At 73.3% G+C, this 11804-nt stretch carries 11 protein-coding genes, 1 other RNA gene and 1 pseudogene; 8 read left to right on the forward strand and 5 right to left on the reverse strand.

What is annotated here, in order from left to right:
* Window positions 1-754, forward strand: a 754-nt coding sequence (locus N5I75_RS10045; protein WP_476676355.1) for a PhzF family phenazine biosynthesis protein, incomplete at its 5' end; no start/stop codon positions are given.
* Window positions 755-764: 10 nt separating this feature from the next.
* Here N5I75_RS10045 and N5I75_RS10050 read toward each other — a convergent pair.
* A pseudogene (locus tag N5I75_RS10050) lies at window positions 765-1756 on the reverse strand (aldo/keto reductase).
* A 61-nt stretch (window positions 1757-1817) separates the two neighbouring features.
* A complete protein-coding gene (locus N5I75_RS10055; RefSeq protein ID WP_476676356.1) occupies window positions 1818-2141 on the reverse strand; it encodes a nuclear transport factor 2 family protein in 324 nt (107 codons plus the stop codon).
* 119 nt (window positions 2142-2260) lie between these two features.
* On the opposite strand from N5I75_RS10055, the gene N5I75_RS10060 reads away from it, so the two are divergent.
* From N5I75_RS10060 to N5I75_RS10070, 3 genes are all read left to right on the forward strand, one after another.
* Window positions 2261-2872 (forward strand): DoxX family protein, encoded by a 612-nt coding sequence (locus N5I75_RS10060; protein ID WP_476676357.1) that lies wholly within the window; start codon window positions 2261-2263, stop codon window positions 2870-2872.
* 75 nt (window positions 2873-2947) lie between these two features.
* Window positions 2948-3325 (forward strand): MazG-like family protein, encoded by a 378-nt coding sequence (locus N5I75_RS10065; protein ID WP_476676358.1) that lies wholly within the window; start codon window positions 2948-2950, stop codon window positions 3323-3325.
* 109 nt (window positions 3326-3434) lie between these two features.
* Complete coding sequence (locus N5I75_RS10070; protein ID WP_476676359.1) at window positions 3435-4340, forward strand: glycosyltransferase family 2 protein; 906 nt, start codon at window positions 3435-3437, stop codon at window positions 4338-4340.
* A gap of 34 nt (window positions 4341-4374) precedes the next feature.
* Here N5I75_RS10070 and N5I75_RS10075 read toward each other — a convergent pair whose 3' ends face one another.
* On the reverse strand, window positions 4375-5925 hold the full coding sequence (locus N5I75_RS10075; protein ID WP_476676360.1) for an HtaA domain-containing protein: 1551 nt from the start codon (window positions 5923-5925) through the stop codon (window positions 4375-4377).
* A 112-nt stretch (window positions 5926-6037) separates the two neighbouring features.
* Window positions 6038-7453, reverse strand: a complete 1416-nt coding sequence (locus tag N5I75_RS10080; RefSeq protein ID WP_476676361.1) for an HtaA domain-containing protein — start codon at window positions 7451-7453, stop codon at window positions 6038-6040.
* A gap of 214 nt (window positions 7454-7667) precedes the next feature.
* Between N5I75_RS10080 and N5I75_RS10085 the strand changes: the two genes are divergently transcribed.
* The 3 genes from N5I75_RS10085 to N5I75_RS10095 are packed head-to-tail and all read left to right on the forward strand — an operon-like array spanning window position 7668 to window position 10574.
* Window positions 7668-8666, forward strand: a complete 999-nt coding sequence (locus N5I75_RS10085) for a heme/hemin ABC transporter substrate-binding protein (protein ID WP_476676362.1) — start codon at window positions 7668-7670, stop codon at window positions 8664-8666.
* Between the two features lies 1 nt (window position 8667).
* Window positions 8668-9753 (forward strand): FecCD family ABC transporter permease, encoded by a 1086-nt coding sequence (locus tag N5I75_RS10090; RefSeq protein WP_476676363.1) that lies wholly within the window; start codon window positions 8668-8670, stop codon window positions 9751-9753.
* Window positions 9750-10574, forward strand: a complete 825-nt coding sequence (locus N5I75_RS10095; protein ID WP_476676364.1) for a heme ABC transporter ATP-binding protein — start codon at window positions 9750-9752, stop codon at window positions 10572-10574. Before N5I75_RS10090 ends, N5I75_RS10095 begins: the two co-directional genes overlap by 4 nt.
* A 46-nt stretch (window positions 10575-10620) precedes the next feature.
* On the opposite strand, the gene rnpB is transcribed toward N5I75_RS10095, so the two are convergent.
* Window positions 10621-11030: RNase P RNA component class A (rnpB, locus tag N5I75_RS10100), an RNA gene on the reverse strand.
* 118 nt (window positions 11031-11148) lie between these two features.
* Between rnpB and N5I75_RS10105 the strand changes: the two genes are divergently transcribed.
* The coding region (locus tag N5I75_RS10105; RefSeq protein WP_476676365.1) for a MerR family transcriptional regulator at window positions 11149-11804 on the forward strand (656 nt) is incomplete at its 3' end.

Consider the following 11804-nt stretch of genomic DNA (forward strand, 5'->3'; position numbering starts at 1 on the left):
GGACATGCTGAAGATCGCCGCCGAACTCGGCTACAGCGAATCGGCGTTCGTCACCCCGGGACCGGCCGGGAGCGGGCCGGACGTGCGCACGATCCGGTTCTTCAGCCCCAAGGCCGAGGTCTCGTTCTGCGGCCACGCCACCGTCGCCACGGCCGTCGCCCTCGCGGAGCGCCACGGCGCCGGGGACTACGTGTTCCACACCCCGGCCGGCGAGGTCCCGGTCACGGTGGAGCGGACGGACGGCGTGCTGCGCGCGACCCTCACCAGCGTCGCCCCGCACCTGGAGGACGCCTCCGGGGACGATCTCGCCGAGGCGCTGGCCGCGCTCGGCTGGCCCGCCGCCGACCTCGACCCGGCCTTCCCGCCCCGGATCGCCTACGCGGGCGCCCGCCACCTCGTCCTGGCCGCGGCCACCCGCGAGCGCCTCGCCGACCTCTCGTACGACTTCGACCGCCTCCTGAACCTGATGCACCGCCTCGACCTGACGACGGTCCAGCTGGTGTGGCGGAAGGACGACTCCACGTTCCACGTGCGCGACCCGTTCCCCGTCGGCGGCGTCGTCGAGGACCCCGCCACCGGGGCGGCCGCCGCCGCGCTCGGCGCCTACCTGCGCGAGCTGAAGCTGGTGCCGCAGGAGGTCGACCTCACGCTGTACCAGGGCGAGGACATGGGGCGCCCCGGCGAGCTGACGGTGACACTGCGGAGCGGCGATCCCCGCGTACGGGTGAGCGGCACCGCCGTCCCGATCCCGTAGCCGTACGAGGTCACACCCGGCGCAGGACGTGCTCGGCCTGCGCCAGCTCCGCCGGGGTGAGGGGGCCGTGGGCGAGCGCGCCCGCGTTCTCCTCGGCCTGCGCCACCGTGCGGAAGCCGGGGATCGGGACCGTGCGCGGGCTGCGCGCCCACAGCCAGGCGAGCGCACCCTGGGCCGGGGTGCGGCCGCCGCTGGTGAGTACGGAGCGCAGGGCGTCGACGCGGGCCAGCCAGTCCGGGTCGGCGCCGCCGCCCCTGCCGAAGCCGGGCAGCCAGGCGGGCGGGGCGCTGCGGATGTCGCCCGCGGGCAGGCGGCGCGCCGCGCCGTGGCCGCCGCCGAGCAGGCCCATGGCGAGGGGGCTGCGGTTGATGCTCGCGAGGTTCGACTCGTCGCACAGGGCGAGGAGTTCGGGGGCGTCCTGGAGCACGTTGCAGCGGTGCTGGACCGCGGCGCAGTGCGGGCCCTTCGCGAAGACGCGGGCGCGGTCGGGGTCGTCGGTGCTCCACGCGTAGGCGCGGACGAGCCCTTCGCGCACGAAGTCCTCGCAGGTGTCGCGGAGCAGCGCGGCGCGCTCGGGGTCCGCGTCGGCGATGTGCAGCTGGTAGAGGTCGATGTGGTCGGTGCCGAGGCGGGTGAGGGACGCGGTCAGGGCGCGGCGGGCGTGGGCCGGGGAGTCGTCGCTGCCGGTGAGGGTCCTGGTCCGCTCGTCGAAGACGTTGCCCCACTTGGTGGCGAGGACGACGTCGTCACGGCGCTTGCCGAGGGCGCGGGCGAGGACGCGTTCGCTGTGTCCGGTGCCGTAGGCGTCGGCCGTGTCGAAGAAGGTGACGCCGAGGTCGACGGCGCGCCGCACGGCCGGACCGACTCCCCGTCGTCGACCGGGCCCCAGCCGAGCGGCTGCCCGTCCGGGTCCTGCCACTCTCCGCCGATCGCCCAGCAGCCGAAGCCGAGCGCGCTGACCTCGATGCCGCTGCCGCCCAGGGTGCGTGTGGTGAAGTCCATGGCGCGTGACGCTAGGAGTTGAAGCGCACACGAGGTCAACCCCGGTGTTGCGTAAGGGCGTTCAGGCCTGGCCGGTCTCGAACCGTACGACCTTGCCGTTCGCCACGTCGAACGTCCACTTGGTGCGCATCTCGCCCCAGGCGTCGTTGCGGTAGTTGGCGACGAGGGCGCGGCCTCCGGCCGTCTCCTTCTCGATCTCCATGTGGCCGTGGGAGTCGAAGATCTCGCGGGCGGTCCAGTCGGCGAGGTCACGGTCGGAGCCGTCGTCGGCCATGGTCGCGTCCGGCGCGAGCGCGGCGCGGAAGGCCTCCTGGTCGTGGGCGTTCAGCGCGGAGACGAAGGCGCGGACAGCCGGATCACTGAGTTTCGCGGTCTGCATGGGCATGCGTTCAGGCTTGCACCGCGCCCGGGGGCCCGCCACCGGCCGTGGCGCGCGGCCGTGCCCGCCACCCGAATGGGCCCGCGCGCGAGGTGGGCGGCGCGGGGCTGCCGGACGGTGGGGGCATGACCTGCACACGCTCCCGCATCCCGAACGCCGTCCTCCCCGCCCCCTCCGTACCCTGTCGCTCCCGCCGCGACCTGGGCCTTCTCGCCCTGCGCGTGGGCACCGGCGGGGTCCTCGCCGCGCACGGCGCCCAGAAGCTGCTCGGCTGGTTCGGCGGGGGCGGCGTCTCCGGCACGACCGCCGCCATGGACGCCATGGGCTACACCCCGGCCAAGGCCAGCGCCCTCGCGGCCGGGCTCGGCGAGGCGGGCGGCGGCGCGCTCCTCGCCCTGGGCCTCGCGACGCCGCTGGGCGGCGCGGCGGCGGCCGGGACCATGGCGGGCGCGGCGGCCGTGCACGCCCCGAACGGCTTCTTCGCGATGGAGGGCGGCTACGAGTACCCGGCGTTCCTCGGCTTCGTCGCGGCGGGCCTCGCGGTGACGGGCGCGGGCCGCTACTCCCTCGACCACGCGCTCGGCCACGTCTTCGACCGGCACTGGATGGTCCCGGCCGCGCTCGTCGGCGCGGCGGCGGCGACCCTCGCGGTGGTCGGCTCCCGCTCCAAGCGCGCCCAGGCGGCCGAGACGGCGGCGGAGACCCAGGGGGCGGAGGAGCCTCCGGCCGCCGACTGAGCCGAGGGGGCCAGGGAGCCGGGGGCCGAGGGGACCAGGGCTCTTTGTCAGTGGGCGCCCCTAGGCTCTTTCCCCGTGACGACGAACGACGACGAACTCCGGAACGACGAACTCCGCAACGACGAACTCTGGGACACCGTCGGCCGGCTGCGTGCCTGGCTGGACGGCAACAACAAGCTCCCCTCCCAAGAGGCCCTGCTCATCAGGGTGCTGAAGCTTTCGGAGGAGGTCGGCGAGGTGGCCGAGGCGGTCATCGGGGCCGTCGCGCAGAACCCGCGCAAGGGCGCCAGCCACACCTGGCAGGACGTCGAGTCGGAGCTGTGCGACGTGGTGGTCACGGCGCTGGTCGCGCTCGGCACCCTCACCCCTGACCCGCGCGGGACGCTGGCCGCGCACGTCGCGAAGGTCGCCGAGCGCTCGCTCGGCCCCGCCGCCCCGGAGGGCCGGAACTGAGGGCCGCGCCCGGCTTCGTCAGGGCGCCGTGGGCGGCGGAGACGGGACGGCAGCCGCACGCCCGATCCGCCGCGCGGCCCGCCGAAGGTGAACGGCTACCATCGCCGCCATGACAGACAGGCGCCGAACCACCGAACTCCCCCGCTTGGGCGTGGCCATCGTCACCATGGGCAACCGCCCCAAGGACGTGGACGCGCTCCTGGAGTCGGTGGCCAAGCAGGACGCCCCGCCGACCCGCGTCGTCATGATCGGCAACGGCACGCCGCTGCCCGAGTTCACCGGCCTCCCCTTCGAGGTGACCAACGTCGAGCTGGACGACAATCTCGGCTGCCCCGGCGGCCGGAACGTGGCGCTCGCCCGGCTCCGCGCGTTCGGCGACGTGGACGTGGCCGTCGAGCTGGACGACGACGGGCTCCTCGTCGACGCCGACGTCTTCTCCACGATCCAGCGTCTGTACGCGGCCGACCCGCGCCTCGGCATCGTCGGTTTCCGCATCGCCGACGAACTCGGCGAGACGCAGCGCCGCCACGTGCCGCGCCTGCGCGCCAAGGACCCGATGCGGCGCGGTCTGGTCACCGCGTTCCTCGGCGGCGGCCACGCCTTCTCGATGGACATGCTCGCCGAGACCGGCGACTGGCCCGCCGACTTCTTCTTCACGCACGAGGAGACGGACCTGGCGTGGCGCGCCCTCGACGCGGGCTGGAAGGTCCTCTACGAGCCGTCGCTGCTGCTCCAGCACCCGAAGACGTCCCCGGCACGGCACGCGGTCTACTACCGGATGACCGCCCGCAACCGCGTCTGGCTGGCCCGCCGCCGCCTCCCGCTCCCCCTCGTCCCCCTCTACCTCGGCACGTGGACGCTGCTGACCCTGCTGCGTACGCGTTCGCTCGGCGGCCTGCGCGCGTGGGCGGGCGGCTTCGTGGAGGGCGTCCGCACCCCGGCGGGCGAGCGGCGCCCGATGCGCTGGCGCACGGTGTGGCGCATGACGCGGCTCGGCCGCCCGCCACTGATCTGACGGACGGCCGAGCGCACCTGCGGTTCCCGGCAGGTCAGCTCTCCTGCGGGCGCCGCCTGCGCGTGGCGAACACCGTGCCCGCGCCCGCGGCGACGACCAGCGCGGCGGCCGCGGCGAGCGGACCGGCCGGGAGGTCGGCGCCGGTCGAGGCGAGCGCGCCGCCGACGGTCGAGCCGGTGGTCGAGCCGGTGCCGCCGACGGTCGACCCGGTGCCGGTGCCGCCGGTGGTGCCGGTACCGCCCGACGTGCCCCCGGAGGCGGAGCCGCCCGCACCGTTGCCGTCGGGCAGCGTGGCGTCCTCGTCCAGGGAGACGGCGACGGTGACCGGGTCGAGCGCGTCGCCCGCCTGGTAGAACCCGCCGAACGCCTTCGCGCCGTCGGCGGTGAGGGTGGTCGCGGCGCCGTCGAGCTCGACGACGTCGTCCTTCGCGGTCAGGTCGCCCGAGCCGGCCTTCAGCGTGGCGACGGTCAGGTCGTCGTACGTCGTGACCTTGCCGCTCTCCCGGTCCTTGCTGGACACGTCGGCGACGAGCTTGCCGCTGCCGCCCGACGCCGTCACGTGCAGATCGCTGAACTGCAGGTCGAGGACGTACTCGCCGCCCTCCTCGTGGCCGAGGAAGCGGACCTTGCCCGTGAACTTCGCGTCGAGGGACTTGGCGTCGGCGTCGTAGCGGCCGCTCGCGTCGCCGAAGCGGTACACGGCCCCGTTCTTCGCGGCGCCGCCGCTCAGCTCGACCTTGCCGTGCGCGATGGGGCCCGTGATGTACGTACGGAAGGACTCCTTGACGCCCCAGTCGAGGTTGCCGTCGGCGATGGCGCCGGAGACGGCGGGCTTCGGCGTCGTGGAGGCGGAGGGCTTGTCGGTCGGGGTCGCCGTCGGCTTGTCGGTCGGGGTGGCGGTCGGCTTCGGGGTGGCGGGCGGCGTGCTCGGCGGCGTCGTCGACGGCTCCGGGTCGGGGTCGGGGTCCGGGTCGGGCGACGTGGTCACGGCGGTCACCGTCAGCGTCGCCGGGTCGAGCGCGGTGCCCGCCTGGTACATGCCGTTGAACGCCTTGGCTCCGTCGGCGCTGAGCGTCGTCGGGATGTCCTTGAAGGTCATCGCGCCGCCCGCGCCCTGGCCGGGCTTCACGGCGGAGAGGTCGAGCGTGGCGAACTCGATGTCGTTCTGCACGGTGCCGTTCAGGGACACGTCGGCGTCGATGTGCCCGGTCGTGCCCGAGGTCACGACCTTCACGTCACTGATCTTGATGTCGAACATGTGGGCCGTGGAGACGAACCGGACGCCGCCCTTGAACGCGGTGTCCGTGCCGTGCGTCGTCATGTCGTACGTGCCGACGCCCCCGCTGAACCGGAACACCCCGTTGCCGTCGGCCTGCGTGGCCCCGTCGCCCGCCTCGATCTTCCCGGCGGCGATCCCGGTGACGTACTTCCGGAACGACTCCTTCAGCCCCCAGTCGAGCGTGCCGTCCTTCAACTCGATCGCCGGCGCCTTGTCGGCGGCGAAGGCGGGCAACGCGACGGCACCGGCCCCGAGGGCGACGGCGGTGGCGGCAGCGAGGGCTATGGGGTGTCTGACGAGGGACATGGGAACTCCTGCACCTTGGATCTGAGGGTGCGCCCCGTCAGGGGCGCGGGGAACTGCGCGAGCAACCACGACGAGAGCGGCACCCGGCAACGAAACGCGGAGGGGCAGACGCTCACCCGTCCGCGGGACTCCGCTTGCGCATACGAACGACGAGGAGGACGGCACCGGCGACGATCACCACGGCCCCACCGGCGATCCCGGCGACGGCACCGGACCCGAGCCCCGAACTGCCCTCCTGTGCAACGGGCTTGGCGGCGACAGCACTGGGGCCAGGACTGGACCTCGGGCTCGCCGCCGCCGAGGCCCCCGCCTTGCCGAGATCGGGCAGAGCCGGCAGCTTCACCCCGTCATCGAGCGCGACGGCCAAGGAGACGGGATCCATCGCGGCCCCGGCCTGGTACATCCCGCCGAACGCCTTCGCCCCGGCGGCGGTGAGCACGGCGGGCGCCTCCTCGACCCGTACGAGCCCGCCCTCGGCGGCCAGCGACTTCACGGCGAAGGTGATGAGCGCGACGTCCTTCGCGGTCTTCCCTTCGCTGGTCACGTCGGCGCGCAGGGTCCCCTTCCCGTCGGCGACGGTGACGGCCGGCCGCGCGAGGGTGAGGTCGAGCCCGTGCTCGCCGGTGAACCGCACCGACCCGGCGAACGTCCCGCTCAGGGCCTGCTTCTTCGGGTCGTACGTGCCCTTTCCTGCGGGGAAGCGGAAGACGGCGCCGCCGTCCTGGGCCCCGTCGGCGAGCTTCCATTGCCCCTGGGCGATGTCCCCGGTGACGTACTCGCGGAAGGTGCGGCGCACGCCCCAGTCGACGGCGCCGTCCTGAAGCTTCCCGGACTCGTCCTTCTCCGCCTTCTTCTTGGTGCCGGAGGCGGACGGCTTGGGCGCGGCGGACTTGGGCTGCTGCTCGGGCGCGACGTCCACGGCGAGGCTGACCGGATCGAGCGCGGTCCCCGCGGTGTAGTACCCGGCGAAGGACTTGGCGCCCTGGGCGGTGAGGGTGGCGGGGACGTTGTTCAGCGCGACGGCGCTGCCGCCGCCCTTCATGTCGATCCCGCCGACGGCCAGCGTGGCGAAGGGCACCTGGCTGGACGACGTGACCGCCCCCGTGCCCTTCGCCTTGCTCACGACATCCACGTACAGCGTCCCGCCGCCGCCCGAGATGCGGACGGTGGGCCGGCTGACGGTGAGGTCGAGTTCGTTGGTCCCGTCGCTCTTCCTGTGCCCGACGAAGTGGACGCCGCCGGAGAAGGAGGAGGCGAAGGCGCCCGTCGACCCGTCGTACGTGCCGGTCGCCGAGTGGAACCGGAACTGGCTCGCGCCCACGGTGGCCGCGCCGCCCGTCAGGGTGTAACTCCCCTTGGCGATGGGCCCGGTGATGTAGCTCTGGAACGACGATTTCAGCCCCCAGTCCAGGCGCCCGCCCTGCACGGTGCGGGACGCGGCGTGCGCGCCGGCGACCGGGAGCAGGGCGCCGAGCAACGCGGTGAACAGGGCGACGGCGAGGACGCGTAGCCGGGCGCGTCGGGACATGGCGGTTTCCTCCGGGGTACGTCACCAAACCCTGGCGACTTAGGTAAGGCTAACCTAAACTAGGATCTCCGACAGCAACAGCCCCTCTCGCAACAGCCCCTCCCGCCACGACTCATGACAGGACGGTGTCCGCGTGCCGACGCCAGCCGCCACCCGCCGCGTTCCCCGCGCTTCTCGCGCTGCCCGCGCTGCCCGCGCCTCTCGACGTACGGGCGTGCTGGTCTCCGTACTGGCCGCGGTGCTCGCCTCGGCCCTGACCGCCTGCGGGGGCGCCACGTCGGCCACCACGCGGCCGGGGACGAAACCCGCGACCGCCACGGCGAACCGCCTCGACCCGCTCACCCCTGCGCCCCGCCCGAAGCTGCCGGTCACCGCCGCGTCGGCGGACGGCCGCAAGGTGACGGTGGAGAAGACCGACCGGATCGTGCCGCTCTCCGGCAGCCTGAGCGAAATCGTCTTCACGCTCGGGCTCGGCGGAGACGTCGTGGCGCGCGACATCACGGCGACGTTCGACCAGGCGAAGAAGTTGCCGGTCGTCACCCGCAACCACGACGTGTCGGCGGAGAGCGTGCTCTCCCTCAAGCCGGACCTCGTCCTCGCGGAGAAGACGACAGGCCCCGACGAGGCGATGCAGCAGATCCGCGACGCGGGTGTCCCCGTGGTCGTCCTGGACCCCGCGCTGAGCCTCGACGACGTCGGCACCCGCATCCAGGCGGTCGCGGACACGCTCGGGGTCCCGGCGGCGGGACGGGAGTTGACGAAGCGCTCGCAGGACCGGATCGAGGCGGTACGCAAGGACATCCCCCGCGCCTCTGCGTCGAAGAAGCCCCGCGTCGCCTTCCTCTACGTACGCGGCTCGGCCTCCGTCTACCTCATCGGCGGCGCCAAGTCGGGCGCCACCTCACTCCTGGAGGCGGCGGGCGCGGTCGACGCGGGCGCCGCGTCCGGCCTGAGGACGGACTTCCGGGCCATCACCAGCGAGGCCCTCGCGAAGGCGGCGCCCGACGCGATCCTCGTCATGACGAAGGGCCTCGAATCCGTCGGCGGCATCGACGGCCTGGTCAGGATCCCCGGCGTGGCGGAGACCCCGGCGGGTGTGGACCGCCGCGTCGTCTCGGTCGAGGACGGCGTGCTCCTCAACTACGGCCCGCGCACGGACCAGGTGCTGCGGTCGATGGTGGACCAGCTCTACGGTGACAGGGCCGGTGCCTGACATGACGACGACGGCCCCCGCGCCCACGGCCGAGGCGAAGGAACCGACGACGCGCCCACGGGGACGCAGAACGTGGCCGCTGACTGCGCTCCTGGCGGCGGCGCTCCTGCTCCTGGCCCTGCTCTCCTCCGGCATAGGCGCCTACGACATCCCGCCCGGAAACGTACTGGCCTCCGTCCAGCACCACGTGGGCCTGGGCGGCTCGGCCCTGGACCGCGTAGCGGAATCGGTCCTGTGGAACGTCCGCCTCCCCCGCGTCGTCCTCGCCCTCCTCGTCGGCGCGTCCCTGGGCTGCGCGGGCGCGCTGATGCAGGGCGTGTTCGGCAACCCGCTCGCGGAGCCGGGTGTCATCGGCATCTCGTCGGGCGCGGCGGTCGGCGCGGTGGCGTGCATAGCGCTCGGCCTGAACTTCATGGGCACCTGGACGATCACGGTTTGCGCGTTCGTGTCCGGCCTGGCGACGGTCCTGCTCGTCTACGTGATGTCCCGCGCGAACGGCCGGACGGAGGTAATCACCCTGATCCTGACCGGCATAGCGGTGAACGCCTTCGCCGGCGCGTTGATCGGCCTGTTCCTTGCCTACGCGGACACGGCGGCGGTCAACCAGATCACGTTCTGGCAGCTCGGCTCGCTGGCGCAGGCGACGTGGCCGAAGGTGCTCGCGGTCCTGCCGTGCGCGGCGCTGGGCCTGCTGATCGCCCCCTTCTACAGCAGGAAGCTGGACCTTCTGTCGCTGGGCGAGCGCCCGGCCCGCCACTTGGGCGTGGACGTGGAGCGACTGAGGGTGCTGCTGATCCTGGTCATAGCCCTGCTCACGGCGGCGGCGGTAGCGGTCTCCGGGGTGATCGGCTTCGTGGGCCTGGTCATCCCGCACCTGCTCCGCATGCTGGCGGGCCCCGGCCACCGTTTCCTGGTTCCCGGCAGCGCCCTGGGCGGCGCGGTCGTCCTGGTCGGCGCGGATCTGGCCGCCCGTACGATCGCCGCGCCGGCCGAACTCCCCATCGGCGTCCTGACCGCCCTGACCGGCAGCCCGTTCTTCTTCTGGCTGCTGCGCCGTACCCGCCGCAAGCAAGGAGGCTGGGCATGAAGAGGCCCTGGAGGCGCTCCCACCCTCTGCCCGAGAGATACGCCCCCGGCGCAACGGTGGCGGAGGCGCGGGGCGTACACCTGAACCTGGGTGCGCGAGAGGTACTGTCCGGCGTCGACGTACAGGTCCGAGCAGGCGAGGTCCTGGCCCTGGTAGGCCCGAACGGCGCAGGCAAATCCACCTTGCTGGCAGCACTGGCGGCGGACCTGCCGCCGACGCGGGGCGCCCTGCGCATAGGGGACCGCGACGCCCAGGCCTGGACCCCACCCGAACTCGCCCAACGCCGCGCGCTCCTCCCCCAGCCGGCGACGCTCTCCTTCCCGTTCACGGTGGAGGAGGTGGTGCGCATGGGCAGGTCCCCGTGGCTCGGCACGCCGTACGAGGACGAAGACGACGCGGCGGTGGCAGCGGCACTCCAGGCCACGGAGACAGCACCCTTCACGCCCCGCCCCTTCTCCGCCCTCTCCGGCGGCGAACGCGCCCGGGTCGCCCTGGCCCGGGTCCTGGCCCAGTCGACCCAGCTCCTCCTCCTGGACGAACCCACAGCGGCCCTTGACCTCCGCCACCAGGAACTGGTCCTCGGCGTATGCCGCTCCCGCGCGGCGGCGGGCGACGCGGTGGTGGTGGTCCTGCACGACCTGGCCCTGGCAGCGGCCTACGCGGACCGCACGGTGCTCCTCCGAAACGGCCGGGTGACAGCGGACGGGCCTCCGGAGAAGGTCTTCGAGGCGGATCTGCTCAGCGAGGTGTACCAGCATCCGGTCGAGGTCCTGCCCCATCCGGAAAGGGGCACGCCATTGGTGATTCCGGTCCGCGCATGAGCCAGAGTTGCCCAGCGCCGCTATCACTACTGAGCGGCGCAGGCGGCAGACGAGTCGGGCTGTACGCCGGGTTCTGTCGCCCGGTCACCTCGCGGTGGCCGGGGAGACGGCCATCCATCTAGGACCGGCGTTGCCGCCGGCCTCGTGCGGTCTACCCGCGGACTCGGGCGGGCAGCCCTCGATCGTCCGCGCAGGAACGTCTCCGAAGAGGCGTTCCCTCTTGACCTTGCTCCAGGTGGGGTTTACCTAGCCGCCTGAGTCACCTCAGGCGCTGGTGGTCTCTTACACCACCGTTTCACCCTTACCGAGGACCGAGGTCCCCGGCGGTCTGTTTTCTGTGGCACTGTCCCGCGGGTCACCCCGGGTGGCCGTTAGCCACCACCTTGCCCTGTGGAGCCCGGACGTTCCTCGGGGGGTTCCGATGAAGGGACCCCACGCGGCCGTCCGCCCGGCTCGTCTGCCGTCCCGCCATGATACCCGGCGGGACCTGGCACGGAGCACGGGAGCGACCTGGTGCGGATCAACGGGAGCGGCGCCTTGACCCTGCCGTAGCGGCAACGTTTCTACTGGCCCCATGAGGATCGGGGAGCTGGCCGCCACCGTCGGTGTCACCACGCGTGCCATCAGGCACTACCACCATCTCGGGCTGCTCGCCGAGCCCGAACGGCTCGGCAACGGGTATCGCGCGTACGGGCTCCGGCACGCCGTCGAGCTGGCCCGGATCCGGCGCCTCACCGAGCTGGGGCTCGGGCTCAATGAAGTACGGGACGTGCTCGCCGACGACGCCGGGCGGGAGCTCGTGGAAGTCCTGGCCGAGCTGGATGACGATCTGGCCCGGCAGGAGGACGCGCTGCGGGAGCGGCGTGCCCGGCTGCGGGAGCTGCTGGCGCAGGCGGAGCAAGGGCGGCTGCCCGCCGAAGGGCCCGTCTCGCCCGAGCTCGCCGCCCTGCTCGGGGAGGTCGGTGAGCTGGCCGGCACCTCGCCGATGGCCGCCAAGGACCGCGAGATGCTCACCCTCATCGACACCACCGCGCCGCCCGAAATCCGCGGGCAGCTGATCGCGGCCCTGCGGCCCACGGTCACCGACCCGGCCGCCATGGACGCCGTCCGTGACGTGTACGCCCGGCTCGACGCGCTCGACGACGCCGCGCCCGACGACCCCCGCGTCGCCGAGGCCGCACACGCGCTCGTGGCGTGTCTGCCCGCGGAGCTGCCCAGCGCCGGGACACC

Source organism: Streptomyces sp. R818, from assembly GCF_056172735.1.